Annotated in this window: 16 protein-coding genes and 1 pseudogene (1 of these 17 only partly in view); 10 read left to right on the forward strand and 7 right to left on the reverse strand. The window is 64.5% G+C overall.

The window, feature by feature from the left end:
- The first annotated feature begins 39 nt into the window (after positions 1-39).
- The gene (locus tag CMV14_RS04530; protein WP_176489000.1) at positions 40-2460 is read left to right on the forward strand and encodes a TonB-dependent receptor; all 2421 of its coding nucleotides are present in this window, start codon (positions 40-42) and stop codon (positions 2458-2460) included.
- Between the two features lie 284 nt (positions 2461-2744).
- On the opposite strand, the gene rplL is transcribed toward CMV14_RS04530, so the two are convergent.
- The 4 genes from rplL to acs form a co-directional block, all read right to left on the reverse strand.
- On the reverse strand, positions 2745-3128 hold the full coding sequence (gene rplL, locus CMV14_RS04535; protein ID WP_066959377.1) for a 50S ribosomal protein L7/L12: 384 nt from the start codon (positions 3126-3128) through the stop codon (positions 2745-2747).
- Between the two features lie 66 nt (positions 3129-3194).
- Positions 3195-3710 carry a 50S ribosomal protein L10 gene (gene rplJ / locus CMV14_RS04540; protein ID WP_066959375.1) on the reverse strand — a complete coding sequence of 172 codons (516 nt, stop codon included), beginning with the start codon at positions 3708-3710 and terminating at the stop codon, positions 3195-3197.
- Between the two features lie 390 nt (positions 3711-4100).
- Positions 4101-4643, reverse strand: coding sequence for a cytochrome b (locus tag CMV14_RS04545; protein WP_066959373.1), 543 nt, complete (start codon positions 4641-4643; stop codon positions 4101-4103).
- A 52-nt stretch (positions 4644-4695) separates the two neighbouring features.
- Entirely contained in the window at positions 4696-6636 is a 1941-nt protein-coding gene (gene acs, locus CMV14_RS04550; protein ID WP_066959371.1) for an acetate--CoA ligase, read from the reverse strand.
- A gap of 315 nt (positions 6637-6951) precedes the next feature.
- Between acs and CMV14_RS04555 the strand changes: the two genes are divergently transcribed.
- The gene (locus CMV14_RS04555; RefSeq protein ID WP_066959369.1) at positions 6952-8841 is read left to right on the forward strand and encodes an ABC-F family ATP-binding cassette domain-containing protein; all 1890 of its coding nucleotides are present in this window, start codon (positions 6952-6954) and stop codon (positions 8839-8841) included.
- A 37-nt stretch (positions 8842-8878) separates the two neighbouring features.
- Here CMV14_RS04555 and CMV14_RS26380 read toward each other — a convergent pair whose 3' ends face one another.
- Complete coding sequence (locus CMV14_RS26380) at positions 8879-11929, reverse strand: NB-ARC domain-containing protein (protein WP_176489001.1); 3051 nt, start codon at positions 11927-11929, stop codon at positions 8879-8881.
- A 337-nt stretch (positions 11930-12266) separates the two neighbouring features.
- Between CMV14_RS26380 and CMV14_RS04570 the strand changes: the two genes are divergently transcribed.
- From CMV14_RS04570 to kdsA, 6 genes and pseudogenes are all read left to right on the forward strand, one after another.
- On the forward strand, positions 12267-12527 hold the full coding sequence (locus CMV14_RS04570; RefSeq protein WP_066959363.1) for a hypothetical protein: 261 nt from the start codon (positions 12267-12269) through the stop codon (positions 12525-12527).
- A 90-nt stretch (positions 12528-12617) separates the two neighbouring features.
- Complete coding sequence (locus CMV14_RS04575) at positions 12618-12911, forward strand: hypothetical protein (RefSeq protein WP_066959361.1); 294 nt, start codon at positions 12618-12620, stop codon at positions 12909-12911.
- Positions 12908-12997 (forward strand): annotated as a pseudogene (locus CMV14_RS27550) (hypothetical protein); the annotation flags it as partial. The gene CMV14_RS04575 and the pseudogene CMV14_RS27550, both read left to right, overlap by 4 nt.
- Before the next feature lie 477 nt (positions 12998-13474).
- The gene (locus tag CMV14_RS04580) at positions 13475-15037 is read left to right on the forward strand and encodes an OpgD/OpgG family glucan biosynthesis protein (RefSeq protein ID WP_066959710.1); all 1563 of its coding nucleotides are present in this window, start codon (positions 13475-13477) and stop codon (positions 15035-15037) included.
- A gap of 199 nt (positions 15038-15236) precedes the next feature.
- Positions 15237-17093 (forward strand): glucans biosynthesis glucosyltransferase MdoH, encoded by a 1857-nt coding sequence (gene mdoH, locus CMV14_RS04585; protein ID WP_066959359.1) that lies wholly within the window; start codon positions 15237-15239, stop codon positions 17091-17093.
- 97 nt (positions 17094-17190) lie between these two features.
- A complete protein-coding gene (kdsA, locus tag CMV14_RS04590) occupies positions 17191-18042 on the forward strand; it encodes a 3-deoxy-8-phosphooctulonate synthase (protein ID WP_066959358.1) in 852 nt (283 codons plus the stop codon).
- Here kdsA and CMV14_RS04595 read toward each other — a convergent pair.
- Positions 18033-19352, reverse strand: a complete 1320-nt coding sequence (locus CMV14_RS04595; RefSeq protein WP_066959355.1) for a glycosyltransferase family 4 protein — start codon at positions 19350-19352, stop codon at positions 18033-18035. The two genes, kdsA and CMV14_RS04595, sit on opposite strands and share 10 nt — an antisense overlap.
- A gap of 31 nt (positions 19353-19383) precedes the next feature.
- Positions 19384-20553 carry a glycosyltransferase family 4 protein gene (locus CMV14_RS04600; protein WP_066959354.1) on the reverse strand — a complete coding sequence of 390 codons (1170 nt, stop codon included), beginning with the start codon at positions 20551-20553 and terminating at the stop codon, positions 19384-19386.
- A gap of 100 nt (positions 20554-20653) precedes the next feature.
- Here CMV14_RS04600 and CMV14_RS04605 point away from each other — a divergent pair, with 100 nt between their 5' ends.
- Both CMV14_RS04605 and CMV14_RS04610 read left to right on the forward strand, forming a co-directional pair.
- Positions 20654-21316 (forward strand): ABC transporter ATP-binding protein, encoded by a 663-nt coding sequence (locus tag CMV14_RS04605; protein WP_066959708.1) that lies wholly within the window; start codon positions 20654-20656, stop codon positions 21314-21316.
- 133 nt (positions 21317-21449) lie between these two features.
- Positions 21450-21928, forward strand: the 5' end (the start) of a protein-coding gene (locus CMV14_RS04610) for a polysaccharide biosynthesis/export family protein (protein ID WP_066959352.1). The gene runs 706 nt beyond the window's last position; 479 of the gene's 1185 nt are visible here — the first part of the coding sequence; the start codon lies at positions 21450-21452; the stop codon falls past the right edge of the window.

Here is a 21928-nt window from a genome sequence, read left to right on the forward strand (position 1 = left end):
CGACAGTTCGACAACAATATGATCCAGTGGGGGATTGCCATGCATAAAGAATATGATTTCCGACGCGCCATCATCATGGGGGTGCTGCTTCTCGGCTCAAGCATGCCGGCTCTGGCGCAGGGCCAATCCGGCGGAACGCTGCGTCCTGCGGAAGAGGCCGGCTCGGCCGATGTCGGCGATATCGTCGTCACCGCACGCCGCCGTACCGAGCGGCTTCAGGATGTGCCCGTCGCCGCCACGGTGATCGGCCAGCAGCAAATCCGCCAATATGATCTGACTTCGGTCGCCAATATCCGCATCGCGGCACCCGAACTGTCGCTGGATCGAGGCTTCACGGGATCGGGCGCCTCCATCTCGTTGCGCGGCGTCAGCTCCGCTTCGATCGACGGCGGCGTCGAACAGTCGGTCCTCATCGATTTCGACGGCATGGCCATCAGCCGTGGCCGCATCACCAATGATGCGCTGTTCGATGTGGGAAGCCTCACCGTGCTGAAGGGCCCGCAGGCCGTGTTCTTCGGCAAGAACTCGCCCGGCGGCGTGGTCTCGATCAAATCGGCCGAGCCCACCGACACTTTCTCGGGCTTCGTGCGGGCCGGCTATGAATTCCATGCCGATACCAAGCAGGTCGAAGCGGCGATCAGCGGCCCGGTCGGTGATGGGCTGGCGGCGCGCCTCGCCATCTTCGGCAGCGACAGCAAGGGCTACATCCGCAATCTGAGCCGGGGCGTGCCCGATCTCGTCCGCACCGCGGTGTCGGGCAGCACCTTCGTGCCGGCCGCCCCGGCCCGGCTGGGCGCCGAACGCCGGCTCGCCGCGCGCGCCACCCTCGCCTATGATGCCGGCAACGGCTTCACCGCCAACCTCAAGGTTCTATACAGCGCGCAGGACAGCCAGGGCGTGCAGAGCCTCAGCGAAGTGATGGGATGCCCGGCGGGACGGACTCAGCCCGTCACCACAGGCAACGTCGTCGATCCGAATGGCGACTGCAAGCTCAACGATCGGATCGCGCGCGGCGGACTCTCCCAGACCATCCTGGATGCCTGGCCGCAGGTGCGGGGAAGAAATCGCGGTCGTCCCGATGGCAAGAACGACACGTTCATGCCGGTACTGACGCTGAACTATAAGACCGACAGCATCAACCTGACCAGCGTGACCGGCTATTACGACTATGACTATGCCAGCCAGGGTAATGCCGACGGCACGTCCTATTCCTATTTCTATTCGTACAGCAACGAACGGAACAAGAGCTTCTACCAGGAGGTGAGGGCCACGACGACGCTGGACGGAATGTTCAACTTCGCCGCGGGCGGCCATTATGAGCGGAACCGCAGGACCCTCTATGTCGGTGGTGCCTCGGGCCCCCTGCCGATGGATCCGGCGACCGGCCGCTACAACACCAACGACAATGAACAGCACAACAGGTCGGAAGCCTGGTCGATCTTCGGGCAGGCCATCGCGAAGATCACGCCCGAGCTCGAGCTGGCGGGTGGCGGCCGCTATACGAAACAGCAGAACGAACTCGACTCGTTCAACACCTATCTCCATCCCAATGTCCGCTCGCAGCTTCCGGTTGGCGTCCATATCCGGGGCAAGAAGTCGCAGGACAATTTCTCGCCCGAGGCGACGCTGACCTGGCGCCCCAGCCAGGAAATCACACTCTACGGTGCCTACAAGACCGGCTTCCTGGCTGGTGCCTATTCAAACCCCGGCGTCCTGGCGGCGACGGCCACCCTGGCCTCGCTCGATTTCAAGGCGGAGACGGTTAAGGGTTTCGAGTTGGGGCTTAAGACGTCGTTGCTCGATCGGCGGCTCACCACCAACATCACCGGCTATCGGTACATCTACAAGGGTCTGCCGCTCACCTCGCTGATTGCGTTGAACACCAACACGCTGGTCTTCATCACACAGAATGCCGCCAGCACGATAGCGCAGGGTATCGAGGTGGAAAGTGCGTTCGATGCGGGTGGGGGCACGCGGCTGCGCGCGACGGCGTCCTATAACGACGCCAAGTTCCGCCGCTTCGAGCGTGCCCAATGCTATACCGGCCAGACGGTCGCGCAGGGCTGCCTGATCGATCCGGTCACCGCGGCCCGCTATCAGGATTTGTCGGGCCGGGCCGTCTATCGCGCACCGAAGTGGATCGCGACGGCGGGTATCTCCCAGGAAGTGGAGCTGTCGCCGGACCTCACCCTCAACGCAACCGCCGATCTCCGCTACACGTCCGACTATTATGCCGGGCTCAACCTCAACCCGCTGACCTACCAGAACGGCTATGTGGCGCTGAATGCCGGTGTGACGGTAACCAGTTCCAGCGGGCTGTCCGTGGCGCTCATCGGCCGGAACATCACCAATCGCCGATATGCCACCATCGCCCTCGACAAGCCGGGCGGCGCTGGGGAGGCTTTCACCGTCGCGGGCGAGCCGCGCGCGGTGGTGCTGCAGCTCGGCTACAAATTCTGAGTCTGAAGATGGGCTGGAGCCGTTCCGGCTGCGGCCCGCCTGCACCGATCAGGTGAGCAAATCCCCTGAACACTGGCCCGGCCACCGCAAGGTGCGCCGGGCCTTTTTCGTTTGGTCCCTTGCCCCGGCATCGGTGTCGCATTCGCCTTTTGCGAAGGCGCCGGGCAAAACGAAAGGGGCGGCCCGTTGCCGGACCGCCCCTCTGTTCGTTCGCTGAGAAGCGAAGAAGCGTTCGTCGCGATGTTCGTGGCGGGCGTGCCGCCCGCCCCGAAACCGCTCGGAGCTTACTTGAGTTCGACGGTCGCGCCGGCTTCCTCGAGCTGCTTCTTGATCTTCTCGGCCTCGTCCTTGTTGACGCCTTCCTTGACGGCCTTCGGAGCCGACTCGACCAGGGTCTTGGCTTCGGTCAGGCCCAGGCCGGTGATGGCGCGGACTTCCTTGATGACGTTGATCTTCTTGCCACCGTCGCCGGTGAGGATCACGTCGAACTCGGTCTTCTCTTCGGCGGCCGCGCCACCGCCGGCGCCACCGCCAGCGGCCGGAGCCGCAACCGCGACGGCAGCGGCGGCCGAAACGCCCCACTTCTCTTCGAGGAGCTTCGAGAGCTCCGCGGCTTCGAGAACGGTGAGAGCCGAGAGGTCGTCAACGAGCTTGTTCAGGTCTGCCATTTTAAGTCTCCATCAGGGCCGCTCGGGCCCAAAAGTTTTCAGTGAAATAGATATCGAGGAAGAGGATCAGGCCTCTTCTTTCGCCGCATAAGCGCCGAACACCCGGGCCAGCTGGCCGGCGGGTGCCTGGACGATCTGGACGACCTTGGTCGCGGGCGCCTGGATGAGGCCCACGATCTTGGCGCGCAGCTCGTCGAGCGACGGCAGCTCGGCCAGCGCCTTCACGCCGGCCACGTCGAGGACGGTCTCGCCCATCGCACCGCCCACGATTTCCAACTTGTCGTTGGTCTTCGCGAACTCGACGATCACCTTCGCCGGGGCGACGGGATCGACGGAGGTGCTGAGCGCGGTCGGACCGACAAGCAGATCGTTGATCGCGTTGTAGGTCGTGCCCTCGAGGGCAATGCGGGCGAGCTTGTTCTTCGATACCTTGTAGCTGGCACCGGCTTCGCGCATCTTGTTGCGCAGCGTGGTCGACTGCGCAACGGTGAGGCCAAGATTGCGGGTGACGATCACCACGCTCGTGCCCTCGAAGGTGCTCTTCAGCTCGGCGACCAGCTCGGTTTTTTGAGCTCGATCCATGCCTTACTCCTTAGAACCACCCCAGCAGCACATCCGCTGGGGCTTTGAGCCACGGGACAGATACGCCGTCCCATGACCCGTCCGAGGGGTCGGTCGCCTGGCCGTGAGCCCGAAGGAGCGCGGCAGACCCGGCGGTCACCCATCAAGGGCTGGGCCGGTAAAACTTTTCCCCGTCTAGGCAGGAGATTAAGTGGGGCATATTCCCCACACCTGCTGTCTCGGACGGTACAATCCCGGCCCCGCTGCAAGCGGAATCGGAACATGAAGGCGCGCCCCTACAGCAGGGCGGCGGCCTTGTCGAGTCTGATGGGCAGCCGTCGCCCGGCGGAGGCCGGGGCCGCAAGCGTTTGCCGCCCCGTCTCGCGAGCCTGGCCTGCGCCCCAGCCTGGCCTAGGCCCCCGGCGCGCCCCGCCACATGCGGCTCAGCACGCCGTCCTTCTGCACATAATGGTGGTAGAGCGCCGCGCCGACATGGCCGATGATCAGCACCGCCCACGCGATGCCGAACAGCTCATGCGCGTTGTGGGTGCCCTGGGCGAGCGGCGAGCCCTTCTCCACCGCGAATTTCGGCACGTCGAACAGCCAGAAGAAGCTCAGCGGCCGGTCCCCCGCCGAGCTGAAGATCCAGCCGGTGATCGGCAGGATCAGCATCAGCGCGTAGAAGATCCAGTGCAGCCCGTGCGCCAGCACCGCCTGGACCCGGCCCACGCTCGCGGGCAGCGGCGGCGCCGGATGGGTGATGCGCCAGAACAGGCGGAACAGGCTCAGCGCCAGCACCAGCAGCCCGATCGACTTGTGGATCGGCATCACCGGGAACAGCTTTCCCAGCGGATCGTGCAGGATGCCGAACAGGATGTTGACGATGACGAGCGTGCCGATCGTCCAGTGCAGCCTGCGGGCGACGGCGTTGTAGTGGAGCTGGGCCTCGGTCATGCGCTTCTCCGCGACGCGGCCGGACGGAATGTTCCGGCCGCGTCCTAAAGGATCAGCTTTTGACGCGGTTCGCAACCAGATCGTCGACCACCGCCGGATCGGCGAGGGTGGAGGTGTCGCCCAGCGAACTGACGTCGCCTTCCGCGATCTTGCGCAGGATGCGGCGCATGATCTTGCCGGAGCGGGTCTTGGGCAGGCCCGGCGCGAACTGGATCGCGTCGGGCGTCGCGATCGGGCCGATCTCGGTGCGGACCCAGTCGCGCAGCGTCTTGCGCAGTTCGTCGCCCGGTTCCTCGCCCGCGTTCAGCGTCACATAGGCGTAGATGCCCTGGCCCTTGATGTCGTGCGGGAAGCCGACCACCGCCGCTTCCGCCACCTTGGGATGCAGCACCAGCGCCGATTCCACCTCGGCGGTGCCCATGCGGTGGCCCGATACGTTGATGACATCGTCGACCCGGCCGGTGATCCAGTAATAGCCGTCCTCGTCGCGGCGGCAGCCGTCGCCGGTGAAATATTTGCCGGCATAGGTGCTGAAATAGGTTTGGAAGAAGCGCGCATGGTCGCCCCACACGGTGCGCATCTGCCCCGGCCAGCTTTGCGTGATGCACAGATTGCCCTCGGTCGCGCCCTCCAGCACCGCGCCTTCCGCGTCGACCAGTTCGGGCACCACCCCGAACAGCGGCCGGGTGGCGCTGCCGGGCTTCAGGTCGGTCGCGCCGGGCAGCGGGGCGATCATCGCCGCGCCGGTCTCGGTCTGCCACCATGTGTCGACGATCGGGCAGCGCCCTTCGCCCACCACCTCATGATACCAGCGCCACGCCTCGGGGTTGATCGGCTCGCCGACCGTGCCGAGCAGGCGCAGAGACTTCCGCGACGTCTTCGCGACATATGCGTCGCCGTCCTTCATCAGCGCGCGGAGCGCGGTCGGCGCGGTGAAGACGATCTCGACCTTGTGGCGGTCCACCACCTGCCAGATGCGGCTGGCGTCGGGCCAGTTGGGCACGCCTTCGTACATCAAGGTGGTCGCGCCGTTCGCCAGCGGGCCGTAGACGATATAGCTGTGCCCGGTCACCCAGCCGATATCGGCCGCGCACCAGTATATCTGCCCCGGCCGGTAATCGAAGCAGATCTCATGGGTCAGGCTCGCCCACAGCAGATAGCCGCCGGTGCTGTGCAGCACGCCCTTCGGCTTGCCGGTCGATCCGCTGGTGTAGAGGATGAACAGCGGGTCCTCGGCGTCCATCGGCTCGGGCGCGCAGTCGGTGGAGGCGCCCGCCGCCGCCTCATGATACCAGATGTCGCGCCCCGCCTGCATCGGCACCTCGCTGCCCGTCGCCTTGACGACGATCACCTTCTGCAGGCTCGGCGCATGCTTCGCGGCGGCATCGACATTGGTCTTCAGCGGCACCAGCTTGCCGCCGCGCCGCCCGCAATCGGCGGTGATGACGACGCTGCTGTCGCAATCCTGGATGCGCCCGGCCAGCGCCTCGGGGGAGAAGCCCCCGAACACCACCGAATGGATCGCCCCGATCCGCGCGCAGGCGAGCAGCGCGAACGCGGCTTCCGGGATCATCGGCAGATAGACGGTGACGCGGTCGCCCTTCTTCACCCCTTGGCCCTTCAGCACATTGGCGAAGCGGCACACCTCCTCATGCACCTGCGCATAGGTGAAGCGGCGCGGCGCCTCGTCGGGGCTGTCGGGTTCCCAGATGATCGCGATCGTGTCGCCGCGCTCGGCCAGGTGCCGGTCCAGGCAGTTGGCGGCGACGTTCATCTGCCCGTCGGCGAACCATTTCACGCCGAAATCGGCCTCGTGGAAGCTGCTCTCGTTCGCGCGGGTCGGGAAGCGCACCCAGTCCAGCCGCTTCGCCTGCTCCAGCCAGAAGGCGTCGGCCTCGGTCCCGATCGACCGCGCATAGAGCGCCCGGTACGCGGCTTCATCGATCTTGGCGGTGGCGGCCCATTCGGCCGGGACCGGATAGAGATCAGACATTCGCTCCCCTCATTTATAGGATCGTTTAGCGGATTCGTTCCCCGCCTTATGGGTCCGCCCGCGCCCCGGCATCAAGCGCCCGCCGATTGTTTTCATACGACAGTACAATTGCAACTATTGCAATCGTCGACCACCTCCCTCTCCCGCCTTCGCGGGAGAGGGTCGGGGAGGGTCTTCTTCTTCGGATTCTTCTACTTCCTCCTCTGCCCCACCGCCCCACCTTCACCGCACCGCAAAATTCCGCCCCCTTCGCCGCGATTTCCGAGCCGACAGATGTTCCATCTGTCTCGAAATCGCTCTATCGGCCCCCGCATCATGCTCAACTTCTCGAATCTCACCGTCCGTCTCGGCGGCCGCACCATCCTCGATCGCGTCTCGGCGGCGCTGCCGCCGCGCGCCAAGGTCGGCCTGATCGGCCGCAACGGCGCCGGCAAGTCGACCCTGATGAAGGTGATGATCGGCAGCCTGGAGGCCGACGAGGGCGAGCTGGAAAAGCCCCGCGCGCTGCGCATCGGCTATATCGCGCAGGAAGCGCCCAGCGGCACCACCACCCCGATCGAGGCGGTGCTGGCGGCCGATACCGAGCGCGCCGCCCTGCTGGCGGAGAGCGAGAGCTGCCACGACGATCATGATCGCCTGGGGGAGGTCTATGATCGGCTGCTGGCGATCGACGCCTATACCGCCCCGGCGCGCGCCTCCACCATCCTCGTCGGCCTCGGCTTTGACGAGGAGATGCAGGGCCGCCCGCTGGACAGCTATTCGGGCGGCTGGAAGATGCGCGTCGCGCTCGCGGCTTTGCTCTTCTCCAACCCCGATCTGCTGCTGCTGGACGAGCCCTCGAACCACCTCGATCTCGAAGCCACCCTGTGGCTGGAAAGCTTCCTGAAAAGCTATCCGGGCATGATCGTGATCATCAGCCATGAACGCGATCTGCTCAACAATGTCGTCGATCACATCCTCCATCTGGAGGGAGGCAAGACCACGCTCTACACCGGCGGCTACGACAGCTTCGAAAAGCAGCGGGCGGAGCGGCTGGCCCAGCTCGCCGCCGCGAAGGCCGCGCAGGATGCGCAGCGCGCCAAGCTCCAGGATTATATCGCCCGCAACTCGGCCCGCGCCTCCACCGCGAAACAGGCCCAGTCGCGTGCCAAGGCGCTGGCGAAGATGCAGCCGATCGCCGCGATGGCGGAGGATCCGACGCTCAGCTTCGATTTCCCCTCGCCGTCGGACGGGCTGAAGCCGCCGCTCGTCACCCTCGATCTCGCGGCCGTCGGCTACACGCCAGGCCACCCGATCCTGACGCGGCTGAACCTGCGCCTCGATCCGGACGATCGCATCGCCCTGCTCGGCCGCAACGGCAACGGCAAGACGACGCTCGCCCGCCTGCTCGCCGCCCAGCTGAAGCCGATGGAGGGCAGCATGGCGGCGGCGGGCAAGATGCGCGTCGGCTATTTCACCCAATATCAGGTGGAGGAGCTGGACCGCGACGATACCCCGCTGGAACATATGACCCGGCTGATGAAGGGCGCCACCCCCGGTGCCGTCCGCGCCCAGCTCGGCCGCTTCGGCTTCTCGGGCGACAAGGCGACCACCAAGGTCGGCAAGCTCTCGGGCGGCGAACGCGCCCGCCTCGCCCTCGCGCTCATCACCCGCGATGCGCCGCACATGCTGATCCTCGACGAACCGACCAACCACCTCGACGTCGACGCGCGCGAGGCGCTGGTCCAGGCGCTCAACGCCTATGATGGCTGCGTCGTCGTGGTCAGCCACGATCGCCACATGATCGAGATGGCGGCCGACCGGCTGGTGCTGGTCGATGGCGGCCATGCGAAGGAATATGGCGGGAGTCTGGAGGATTACACCGATCTGATCCTCGGCAAGAACCAGCCCAGGGGCGATGCCGCCGCGAACGGCAACGGCGGCAATGGCGGGGGCAAGAAGGACAAGAAGGCCGCGGCCCAGGCCCGCGAAGCCGCCGCCGCGCTGCGCAAGTCGGTCAAGACGATGGAGGATCGCATCGCGGCGCTCACCGCCCGCCGCAACGAGATCGACCGCGCGATGTTCGATCCCAAGCAGGCGACGCCGGCCGATGCGAAGCGCACCATGACCGAACTGATGAAGCTGCGCGCCGACGTGCAGGCGGAGCTGGATACGGTCGAGGCCGAATGGATGGAAGCCAGCGAGGCGCTGGAAGCGGCTGCGTGAGAAGCCTGTTTAATGTTATCTCCAACGAGCGAACCGTCTAATCTCGGCCAGACATCCAGTTGCCAACAATGCGACTGGCCTCAATATCGCTCATAAGTGGGGCGGACTCTTTGCGGAAGCCCTCGACTTCCTTATAGATTTCGCGAACTCGTAAGGGCGCTGAGTTGCCTAAGAGGCGGATAGCGTCCATGAAGAAAGCTTCGGCGGCTTGGAGGTCACCCAGGTCGCGGAGAATTTGGCCTACCCATCGGCGGGCATAAGCTCGATTCGATTTGCTGTGGTAAGACGTGTCCGTCTCCAGAATTCTCATTGACCGTTTATAGCAGATCAGAGCATCTTCGTTGCGTTGCATAAATTGGAGGCAACGTCCTACATTGCCGTACATTGGTCCGTCCTCGGGAACGCCCTCTATCCCGGCAATGATGTCCTCGATCGTCCAGTTCTTCCTAAAGAAATCTAGCGCGATGGCTGGGCGCCCTGCATCACGTTCAGCAAGGGCAAGGGTATGGTCGCAATCAAAATTCGTGTCTACGTGGCTTTCCTTTTTTAGGGAAACACCTGTTCGCGCCCACTCAGTAGCGAGCTCGAATTCTCCGCGTAACCAATAAGAAGAAGATTTAATATCGCAAAATTTAATATAACGTGCTGTCTTCTGCGGAATTGTACCTTCGTACCGGAGAATCATACTATCCGCTGACTCCCTGTCACCCAGTTGCTCAAAAGCGCCAACCATCATTCCGACCACCTTGTCGAATTTGTCATACTCCGTCGCTGCTGTTTCCCAGTCAATGGATTCAAATAGCAATCGCCCGACGCGCACATATTCCTGTACGTGTCCGCCGCCGATCAATGCATTTTCAATTTCCACCAGTGTCTCAAATGCTTCACTGTAAAGTCCTGCGGATACCTCTAGCTCTACTTTCTGTGACCAGCGCTCGAGCATCGCGAAAGGTAGGTTAATACCAAGCATTGACTTAATGGATCCAATAATAATCTTATACTGATTGATAACAACTGAAATAAATCCGCTCCGTTCAGATGGCTCAAATTTAGTTCTTACAAATTGGCGAACGAGTGGGTGCAAGTCATAAAGATCAGGAGCATCCATTTCCGGCTTCACGACAATAAGGTTCAAAGAAATGAGGGAGCGTAACGCTCTCGTGAAATTTTTATAGTTCAACTGTGATGCAGAAAATCTCTGAATAGTTATTTCGGTTTCGGGACGAACGGCTTCAGCCATAAACCTTAAGAGAGTTTGTTCCCGTAGTGCAAGCTTATCCCAAATTGATGAAAGTACATCAGGCACCTCTTCTCGGCCCCTACGCATGTCATCTAGGAGTTTTCTAAGGGTCGTGCCGGGAACTTTGTTCACCTGGACTGCAATGAGATCAAGCCAGAAGGCGTGGCCTTTGGTAAGGGCGTGCGCATCACGAATATCGCTATCAGGAATAGTATGGCCGGGTGCCCGTTTGGAAAATAGCTCGAGGGTTTCTTCCTCCGATATCCCTTTCATTGGGAAGGTGATTACCGAAGAAGATGCATACTGGACATCGGGTCTACAAGTTAGTATAATGCGACTACTGCATTTCATAGTCGAAATGCGATTTATTAGGATATCAATTGCTCCAATAAAAGTTCGATTCTCCAAATCTACGTAGCTATCTACGTTATCAAAAACGAGAATCGCGTCAGCGTCTTCAATATGATTGAGCAAGATTTCGACAAGTTCTTCGTCGTCTGCTTCAGTAAGGTCATCTGAAGAAATTTTTCCAACTGAGAATCGAACAATTATTTCAATAAATTGTGTTCGTATGCGATCACTCTGCTCTTTGCAGTCGCGCCAATCCCAAAAATGATAACGCCCTTCACGCTCATCCAGTGTATTTATATAATGAGAAGCGAGCGCCGATTTGCCTTCTCCTCCAATGCCGCAAATAATCACAACTCTCGCATTGGACGTTTCTAGAGCTCTAAGCTCATTTTCGCGACCTACCCAAACTTCAATATTAGGAGGTCTATCACATTCTAAAGGAGCAAGTTGGAAAAGGCTGCGCCGCGAGTTCTGGAGGGGCGGCAAGGACTGGGGTGCCTCAGGAGGGGCCACATCTAGGTTTGAGCGATTCGATTCCCAAAGGTGTGTTAAGGCAGGTAAGAAAATATTGCAGTCGATGCCTGAATAAAAAGTGACGCGATTGCGCTCTATGCCGGGACGTAGCTGGCTTAAGAGATAGGCATTTAACTGGGGCTGCTCACCATAGCAGGTCCAGAGAATCTCAGGAAATAGATTGTCGTTTCCAACAACCCCACCTAACGCACTCATGAAAATATCTGGCCAACCTCCATACGCCATTACTACGACGATGCGGTCCTGAAGGCGTACCAATAGGTCGTTTTGTAAGGTAGGGCGGCTACGCATGAGTTGGTTATTGGTATGAAGTGTATCGGTACCATACCAATAGCCATGGATATGTATGACTTGACAACCATTTGCTGAACTATGGTTAATCGAACCGTCAACAGCTAGGGAGGTGCGCCATGCCATACCATCGGCACGTCTTATAGAAACTTCAAGGAGAGGATCAAAGTTGGAGGTTATTAGAAGTTTGCCGAATCTATCGGGATTCTGGGCAATAAGACGTCCTAGAGCCTGTACTGCTGGGGTAAAATGCCAAGCATTAATATCATTATCAAATGATTGAAGTTGATTATCTTGCAAACTGCAGATGCTCTCGCTCCAGTTATTTTCACCTGAAGTCACTAGTGCATTCGATACGGCACGTTTGATGATCCGATTGGCCGCTCCCTGTCCTGCTCGTCCTGCGAGAAAGTCGAATGCAGTCTGATAAGGGTTGGTCGATGTGGCTAATTGGGAATCCAGTTTTTCAAGCTGTCCAGTCTTCTTTGCGAATTCACCTCTGATCAGTTCGACTACAGCTCCGACATCGGCAACGCCGGGAATGTCCTTGTGGGGAGCAGTTATTGGAGAACCTACAACGAACACAACCTCTTTATCGCTGTCTTTCAGCGCATCATGCAGGCGGAACAAGAGTGCATCTTGATCGTAAAAATTAAGATCGTTCCCCAGCATCACTCGATCCATCGTTGCCCCCAACAGCGAATTCGTCAATGCCAAGCGAGGAACGCATGCGCACGTTAAATTTGCTCTATATTGGCTGAAATGTGCAGTGCCATATCGGCCATATCTGGTGCCTGTATTGCAGGGTATACCTTGATAGATCAAGGGAGTCTGGCTTTGTCGCATTAGCGATGGAGGCCTTGGCAGGCGGGGCCATTAACTGGTGCCTTCTCCATCGTCTGACGTTGTAAAGTGATGACGAAGTGCTCCTGCGATATCGCTTGCCGCAACAGTTCACTGGTGAAAGACTTTCGCACATGGCGCGCGCCATGCTCAATTTCCGGTATCCATGCCCCGCAAAAAACGCTACCTCACCGCCACCCTCTCCGATGGCTACGTCAAGACCATCGGCCCCACCGCCGCGCCCTTCACCCATTATTGGCGGATCGTCGCCCATCTCGGCAGCGGGCGGACCGAGGTTTTCTGGGGCCACACTAAGTCGCTGCGGGAGGCGACCGCCAAGCAGGCCGCCACCCGGGACGCCGCCCGCCAGCGCGGCTGGGAGCGCTATGATTTCGAGGTGGTCGAGCTGACGGAGAGCTTCGGCTGAACCGCTGGCTGCCAACCGTTGTTCGCTATTTGTTCTTGCTTTTTGCCCCGGTTTCTGCTAGTCTCGCATCCTTCTTTCGAAAGGCCCACGATGAACGAGATGCGCAGTCCGGAGGCGGACGATCCCGATGCCTGCCTCCCCGTCGATTTCATGACGCGGACGAGCGAGATATTGATGGAGCAGTCGCTCACCCTCAATGAAATGTTCCTCGAACTCACCCGATCCGCCGTCGAGCATCAGCATCAATGGCCGGGCGCGACGAAGGATTATGTGCGGCTGGCACTGCGGGCGCAGGCCAATTGCCGTGCCTCGCTGACGGCGATGGCCCATGTCGAGAGAACGATCCGCGCGCGCGACGCCGGGGCAGACACCGACGGCGAATGAGCGTCGAGCCCGCAATCCTGGCGGGTGCCCCGCGCTGTGGCGCCCGCACCCGCTCCGGCGCGTCATGCCGGTCCCCTGCCGTCGGCGGCCGGGCGCGCTGCCGCATGCATGGTGGCAAGGGCAGCGGCGCCCCGCGCGGCAACCGCAACGCCTGGAAGCACGGTATCCGCTCCGCGCGCATCCGCCAGCTGGCCCGCTATCTGCGCGCCACCTATGCCGGCGCCCTCTGCCCGCCCGGTTGGGGCGAGAGGACCAGGAGCGGCGCGAAAAATAAAAATACGAACGAACAACCCCATGCACCCGGAAATGGGGGGCCGGAATCGGCCCGCCACGCGCCTTCCCCTCCCCGTCATCCCGGCCTTGAGCCGGGATCCCGCTTCTTTCTCGCCACCGCCAAGGCAAGCTGGATCCCGGATCATGTCCGGGATGACGAGAAAGAGGGTGGCCGGCGGCCCTTCACCATTCGCCGCCTCAGCCTCCGTTCATCTCGATTCGCCATAGGAACCGCCCCATCCGCCGAATGCGCGGTGGACCGGCGGCGAAACGAACCTAGATGGAGCGGCATGTTCGACAGACGGCAGACCCTTGGGCTTCTCGGCGCGGCGCTCGCTTTCGGCGGGGATGCGGTCGCCGCCACCCCCCGCTCCGCCCTCGGTGCCGGCCAGCCCTTCTCCTGGGATGGGCTGAAGGGCCAGGCCGCCGCGCTGGCGCGGGGCAGGGCGCGTCCGCTGCCCCGGCCCGATCCGCGCGCCCATGCGGTCGATTATGACGCCGCCAACCGCATCGCCTTCCGCCCCGATCGCGCGATCTTCCCCGATGACGGCTATTCGGTCCGCCTCTTCCCGCTGGTCCGCAACGCCCCGATCCCGGTGCGCGTCTCGGTCGTCGAAAATGGCCGCGCCCGCCTGATCGAGCATAGCGAGGATATGTTCGCGGTCGGCCCCGCCACGGACCCCGACAACGCCGGCCCCGCGCCCCACATCGTCCCCGGCATCGCCGGCTTCCGGGTGATGAACCGGGGCGGGGTGGGCGATTGGCTCGCCTTCCTCGGCGCCTCCTATTTCCGCTCGGCCGGGCCGCTCGCCCAATATGGCCTGTCGGCGCGCGGCCTCGCCATCGATACCGGCATCGACGGGGCGGAGGAATTCCCCGTCTTCACCGCCTTCTGGCTGGAACGGACGGGCACGGGCGGAGAGGGCGGCCTCACCGTCTATGCCCTGCTCGAAAGCCCCAGCGTCGTCGGCGCCTATCGCTTCGCCACTGTGAAGGGCAGCGCGGAGATCGTGCAGGACGTGTCGGTGGCGCTGTGGATGCGCCGCGATGTCCGGCGGCTCGGCATCGCACCGCTCACCTCGATGTTCTGGTATGATGAGGGCAACCCCGCCCAGCGCGCCGACTGGCGGCCCGAGATCCACGATTCGGACGGCCTGCTGATCCACAACCGCGCGGGCGAGCGGATCTGGCGCCCGCTCGGCAATCCGCCCCGCGCGACGATCAACGCCTTCGCCGATCCCGGCGGCGGGCCGGGCGACGGCTTGGGCGGCGGCTTCGGCCTGCTCCAGCGCGATCGCGCCTTCGATCATTATCAGGACGACGGCGTCTTCTACGAAAAGCGCCCCGGCCTCTGGGTCGAGCCGAAGGGCGATTGGGGCCCCGGCGCGGTGATGCTCTACGAGATTCCGACCAGCCGGGAGACGGACGACAATATCGTCGCCTTCTGGACCCCCGATCGCCCCGCCACCGCCGGCAGCCGCTTCGCCTTCGACTATCGGCTGCGCTGGATCGGCGGGGAGCCTGACGCCGCCCCGCTCGCCCGCGTCGTCGATCGCTGGACCGGCACGGCGGGCCGCCCGGGGCTGGATCCGATCGCCAATGCCCGCCGCCTCGTCGTCGATTTCGAGGGGCCGGCGCTGCGCGGCCTCGATCGCGGCTCGGGCGTCACCGCCGCCGTCGCGGTCGATCGCGGCCGCATCCTCTCCTCGGTCGCCTATCCCGTGGTCGGCCGCCCCGGCCGCTGGCGCCTGATCGTCGACACCAGCAAGACCCCGGACCCCGCCAACCTCCGCGCCACCCTCCAGCGCGGCGACGCTCCGCTCAGCGAAACCGTCATCCACCAATTCTACTGATGACCGCGGTTCGCCCTCCCTTTTTTTCTCCGTCCCCAATTCCCCCTCCCTGTCAGGGAGGGGGGCAAGGAGGACTGTCCCCTTGTGCATCGCACCAAATTTCTGCCACTGATCCGGCGCCGAGTGCAGCCTGACGCAAAGGGGAGGGGAATCACCTCCTTTTCTGTCATGAGGCCCGGCCCGAAAAGCGAGAGCTGATTTGTATCGGATCGACAACGAACTGGAGATGGGCGCGCCGGGCGCGGACCTGCCGCCGGAAGCGCCGCTGGCGATGCCGGTCCAGGATCTCTCGCGCCTGCCCGCCAATGTGCAGGCGGAGCCGGTCGGCTATGTCGGCCCGCTGTTCCAGCGCCGCCTATTCCTGATCGTCGGCAGCTTCCTGTTCGGCCTGCTCGCCGCGCAGGAGATGTTCACCCCGCTCCAGTCGGACGGGATCGACTGGATCGATGCGGGCTTCTTCCTGCTCTTCTTCGGCCTGTTCGCCTGGATCGCCTTCGGCTTCCTCAATGCGGTCGCGGGCCTGTTCGTGCTGCTCGGGCGCGGTCCAGCGCCGGCCGTCGCGCCCGGCCGGCTCACCCGGCCGCGCGGGCGCACCGCGGTGCTGATGCCGATCTATAATGAGGATATCGCCGCCGTCTCGCGCCGCCTCGCCGCGATGACCGATTCGGTCGATCGCGTCGGCGCGGCCGATCGCTTCGACTTCTTCATTCTCAGCGATTCGCATGAGCGGAACCACGCCGCCGAATATCTCGCCTTCCGCCGCCTGCGCGAGGCGAGCCGCGCCCGCCTCTTCTATCGCCGCCGCCCGCGCAACATCGCCCGCAAGCCCGGCAACATCGCCGAATGGGTGCAGCGCTTCGGCGGCGCCTATGATTACATGCTGGTGCTCGATGCGGACAGCCTGATGAGCGGCGCGGCGATGGTCCGCCTCGCCACCGCGATCGAGGCGCGGCCGAACATCGGCCTGCTCCAGACGGTCCCGCAGCTGATCAACGGCCAGACCATGTTCGCGCGCTGGCACCAGTTCGCCTCCGCCGTCTACGGACCCGTCGCCTCGGCGGGCCTGCGCTGGTGGTCGGGGACGGAGGCGACCTTCTGGGGCCACAACGCGATCGTCCGGGTCCGCGCCTTCGCCGAAAGCTGCGGCCTGCCCGAACTGTCGGAAGACGGCCTGCTCGGCGGCCACATCATGAGCCACGACATGGTCGAGGCGGCGCTGCTGCGCCGTCGCGGCTGGGCGGTCCACATGGTCGCCCTGCCCGACGGCTCCTATGAGGAATTCCCGCCGACGATGATCGATCATTCGGTCCGCGACCGGCGCTGGTGCCAGGGCAATCTCCAGCATCTCCGCCTGCTCGGCACCGCCGGGCTGCACTGGGTCAGCCGGCTCCAGCTGTTCATGGGCGCCTCGGCCTATCTCACCTCGCCGCTCTGGCTCCTCCTCCTCGGCGCCGCGATCTTCGAGCAGCTTCGCGCCAATTTCGATGGCTATGTGCTGATCTCCTCGGGCTGGCTGCTCGGCCTCACCGTGCTGATGCTGATCGGCCCCAAGGCCGCCGCGCTGATCGCGCTGTCGCAGGATCGCCCGCTCGTCCGCCAATTGGGCGGCTGGCCGAGCATCGCCAGGGGCACCCTGCTCGAAATCCTCACCTCGATCGTCACCGCCCCGGTCATCATGCTCACCCAGACCATGGCGATCGTCGACATATTGCGCGGCCGCCAGAGCGGCTGGCTCCCCCAGCGCCGCGAGGTGGAGGGGCTCGACCTGGCCGAGGTCACGCGCTTCTACCGCTGGCACATCGCCCTTGGCGTCGCGATGATGGCGGCGATCGGCCTCGGCATCGACGGCACCATCTGGTCGCTCCCCGTCGCGCTCGGTCTGCTGCTCACCCCGCTCACCGTCTGGCTCACCGCGCGTGCCGATGTCGGCGAATGGCTGGTGCGGCGTGGCTGGTTCGTCTCCCCCGCCGACCAGCGCCGCTTCGAGGAAGGCCCCGAGGACGCCGCCGTCGAACCCCTGCTCGAACCCAGCTTCGTCATCGCGCGTGGCCGCTGACCCTGTCCGTCATCCCGGCGGAGGCCGGGATCGCCGTCGCAGCGAAGCGCGCGCGCACCCGATTGCCTCCCCGCCGCGCCCCGCCTAAGTGTCGCCCATGAAGATGCTGGGACATGAAGTCGGGCTCGACGAGCCCCTGTTCGTCATCGCGGGCCCCTGCGTGATCGAGTCGGAGGCGCTGGTCCTCTCGGTCGCGGCGCGGCTCCGGCAGATCGCCGATCGGCTCGGCATGCTGATCGTCTTCAAGAGTTCGTTCGACAAGGCGAACCGCAGCTCCAACGCCTCCTTCCGCGGCCCCGGCCTCGACGAGGGGCTGCGCATCCTGGAGAAGGCCCGCGCCGAGACCGGCCTGCCGATCCTCACCGACGTCCATGATGCCGAGCAGGTCCGCGCCGCCGCCCAGGTCGTCGATATCGTCCAGACCCCCGCCTTCCTCGCCCGCCAGACCGACCTGATCGAGGCGGTCGGCGCCTGCGGCAAGGTCGCCAACATCAAGAAGGCCCAGTTCATGGCGCCCGGCGACATGGCCCATGTCGTCACCAAGGCGAAGGCGGCCGGGGAGGCGGCGGGCGCGCCCGCGCAGGTCCTCGTCACCGAGCGGGGCACCTCCTTCGGCTACAACAATCTCGTCACCGACCTGCGCGGCCTCGTCATCATGCGCGAGACCGGCTGTCCGGTGGTGTTCGACGCGACCCATTCGGTGCAGCTGCCCGGCGGGCAGGGGATGACCTCCGGCGGCCAGCGCGAATATGTGCCCGTGCTCGCGCGCGGCGCGGTCGCGGTCGGGATCGCGGGGCTGTTCATGGAGACCCATCCCGATCCCGCCAATGCGAAGTCCGACGGCCCCAACGCCTGGCCGCTCGACCGGGCGGAGGATCTGCTCGCGGAACTCCAGGCGCTCGACGCCCACGGCATCGAGGCCCGCCGCCGCTGGCCCGGTCAGGCCTGACGCATGACCTGGTCGTACATCGCCGCGAGCCGTGCCGCATAGGCCTCGTCGCTGAACCTGGCGGCCTGCGCGGGGGCTGCGGCCGACAGGCGCTCGGCCAGCGCCGCGTCGGCATCGATTGCCCGGATCGCCCCGGCGATCGCCGCCGGATCATAGGGGTCGACCAGAAGCCCCGCCTCGCCCACCACTTCGGGCAGCGAGCTGGTCGTCGAGGCGATGACGGGGGTGCCGAGCCGGATCGCCTCCAGCGCGGGCAGGCCGAAGCCCTCGTAGAGCGACGGGAACATCACCGCCTTCGCCCCGCGCGCCAGCCGCAGCAGCATCTCGCGCGGCAGATAGTCGAGCTGGACGAGCCCCTTCGCGGTCGCTTCGCCATAGAGCGATATGCCCTTGTCGCCGAAGATGCGCGCTTCCTGCTCGGTCCCCCAGTGCCGCGCGCCGACGATCACCAGCGGCGTCTCGCTGCGGCTCGACAGATAGGCCTCGATCAGCCGGGCGAGGTTCTTCTTCGGGTCGAGCGCGCCGAAGAACAGGAAGTAACCCCGCCGCTTCAGCCCGAACATCCCCTCCACCACCGCCGCATCCTCCTCCGGCGCGCGCGCCAGCAGCGCCTCGGGCACCGGCGCGGTCTGGTAGCTGTTGGTCACCTTGTCGGGCGCGGTGCCGGGGAACAGGCCGAGGATGTCGCGCCGGCTCGATTCCGAGACGGTGCAGATATGGTCGCCCTGCGTCACGCACAGCTCGATCAGCTTGCGATAGACATGCTTGTGGTCGAGCGTGGTGTAGGGAAGCTTCAACGGCACCAGATCGTGCAGCGTATAGATGTTCCGCGCGCCCTCCAGCCGCACCGGGATCGGATAGGTCCAGTGCATGATGTCGGGCGGGTTCGGCACCCGCAGGGTCAGGAAGCTGCCCAGCTTGCGCAGTCGCTTGTCGGCGACGTCCCACAGCGCGGGCGAACTCACCAGCCGGTCGAAATGCGGCAGCCGGTCGGCGAAGACCTGCTTCTCGATCGCGCCGCTCACCGGCACCTCATAGCCATGCGCCGGCAGGAAGGAGCGCAGCCATTCGCGGCGCAGCCGGCGCTTGTGCTGCTTGCGGGTCTCGTGCCCGCGCTCCTTGCCGATCCGGTCCCAGAACAGCAGCTCGCGCGTGTCGGGCCGCTGTCCGACGTCGATGCCGAACACCCCCAGCGTCGCATGGCCCAATCCGGCCACCGCCTGGGCGAGGCCGAAGCCATAGGTGGCGACGCCGGTGCCGCGCGGCATGGCGAGGTTGAACCCGTCGATCCCGATGGTGAGTTTCGTCATCCCGATCCGCTTCGCCCCCGTCCGCGCCGCCCTAGTCGGTCGCCGACGATTTGGCCAGCAGCCGCGCGTGGATCGCGTCCAGCCTCTCGGCGAAGGCCGCGGCGGTGAAGCTGTCCCCACGCGCGCGGCCGGCGGCGCCCAGGGACGCGATCGTCGCCTCGTCGCCGAGCCGCGCGATCTGCGCCGCGAGATCGTCGGTCGACAGTGGATCGGCGAGCAGCGCCGCGCCCCCGGCCACCTCCTCGGTCGCCCCGCCGCGCGAGGTGAGCACGGGGGTGCCGAGTTGCATCGCCTCGATGATCGGCAGGCCGAACCCCTCGGTGATGGTCGGGAAGACCAGCGCCTTTGCGGACGCCATCAGCGCCATCAGCTGCCCTCGCTCGACATAGGGCAGGCGGACGATCCCCGGCGCGGCGGCGAGCCGCGGCGCGATCTCGGCGGAGCGCCATCCGTCCGGCCCGGCGATGACGAGCGGGTAGGGCGATCCGCTCCGCAGATGAGCCTCCGCCAGCCGGATCAGGTTCTTGCGCGGCTCGACGCTGCCGACGAACAGCAGATAGCGGCCCGCTTCCAGCCCGGCGGGAAGCGGTGCCGCCGGTGCCGCGGCCACGTCGAGGCCGGGCGGGCAGGCGCTGATCCTTTTCGGATCGCAGCCGAGCGCGGCGATGATGTCGACCCGCGCGGCCTCGGAGACGGTCAGCAAATGCTCGGCGCCGGCCGCCAGGGCCTCGAGCAGGCGGCGATGGCGCGCCGCGTCGATCTGGCTGAGCTCGGGATGGAAGATCGGGATCGCGTCGTGAACGGTGTAGATGTTGGTCCAGCCCTCGATCCGGATCGGCAGCGGATAGGTCCAGTGGACGATGCCCGCCAGCCCCGGCGCGCGCAGCCGCAGCATCTTGCCGTGCCGATCGAAATGGACCTGGGCGAGGCGGAAGATGTCCCGCGCCCGCAGCCGGCCCGGCGCCTCGTACAGGCGACGCGGCCGATCGACCAGCGCGTCGGTCCAGCGCGTCCAGCGGGCAATGGTGCGCGCCCGCTCCATCGGCCGGCCGCAGCTCGGGTCGCTGATCCGGATCGGGGCACGCCCGGCACGTTCCAGCGCGTCGAGCATGGCGGCGGCATAGGTGGCGACACCGGTGCCCTCGCGGCCCAGCATGCGCGCGTCGATCGCGAAGGGGATGTTTTGCGTTTGGCCGGCCATCGTCTATGCTTGCCGCGCATCGCAGCACGCGCGGACAGCGTCCAGTATTTTATCGGTCGACTCCGTCTGTAGCTGCGGGTGAGTGGAAGAAAGCCGTTCGATGATCCGGTTCGACAATGTTTCGAAGACCTACCATATCCGTAAATTCCAGAAGCAGGTGTTCAGCCATCTGAATTTCGAGATCCGGCGCGGCGAGAGCATCGGCATCTGCGGCGCGAACGGCGCCGGCAAGTCGACGCTGATGCGGCTGATCGCCGGGGTGGAGCAGCCGAGCAGCGGCACGGTCGAACGGCATATGACGACGAGCTGGCCGATCGGCTATGCCAGCGCCTTCCAGCCGACCATGACGGGCAGCGACAATGTCCGCTTCATCGCCCGCATCTATCGCCAGCCCGAGCGCGAGACGCTCGACTATGTCGAGGAATTCGCGCAGCTCGGCGCCTATTTCCACCAGCCGGTGCGGACCTATTCGTCGGGCATGGCGGGCCGCCTGGCCTTCGGCATCTCGCTGGCGATCAATTTCGACTGCTATCTGGTCGACGAGGTGACAGGCGCCGGCGACGAACGCTTCCGCAAGCGCTCGCACGAGGAATTGATGAAGCGGCGCGAGCAGGGCACGCTCGTGATGGTCTCGCATGATCCGCACATGCTGCAGCAATATTGCGAGCGGGGGGCGGTGCTCTACGGCGGCAACCTCACCTTCTATGACACCGTCGCCGAAGCCTGCGAAGTCCATCACGGGCTGCAGATGCGCGCGGCGTGACCGCCATCGCCTTCACCTTCTCTCTTCCGGCAGTGGAAATGGGCTTGACGAGACGGTGTCTCCCGCGCTTCTCGTCCACCCAGCTTTCGAACCAAGTCACAGATTTGCCGCGTTTCTCGCTATAGGGGCCTTGATGCAGTCCAGTTCCAGCCTTCACCTCCGCGTGACCGGCACCCTGTCGATGTTCGCGGTCCTGCTGTCGGGCTGCGCAAGCCTGCCGTCGAGCGGGCCGACCGGCCGGCAGGTGATCAGCAGCGCCACCGATCCCGCCGCCGAACTGAAGTTCCAGGTGGTCGACCTCGACGGTGCGGCGTTCAAGAAGCTGCAGGCGATCCAGCCGGCCGGGCGTGCCATCGGCCAGATCGCGGCACTGGCCCGCGAGGGGCGGGTCGACCGGATCGCGCCCGGTGATGCGCTCCAGATCAATATCTACGAAGTCGGCATGACGCTGTTCGGCGCCAGCACGCAGAGCGCGGGGACCGGACTGGGTGGCGCCGCGATCGCCGGCGATACGGTCGATCCCACCGTAAGGTCGCAGCCCGTGAATGTGGTGACGGTGGCCGGCGACGGCACGATCCGGCTGCCCTATGTCGGCCGTCTGATGGTTGCCGG

The sequence above is a fragment of the Rhizorhabdus dicambivorans genome (assembly GCF_002355275.1).
Taxonomy (GTDB): domain Bacteria; phylum Pseudomonadota; class Alphaproteobacteria; order Sphingomonadales; family Sphingomonadaceae; genus Rhizorhabdus; species Rhizorhabdus dicambivorans.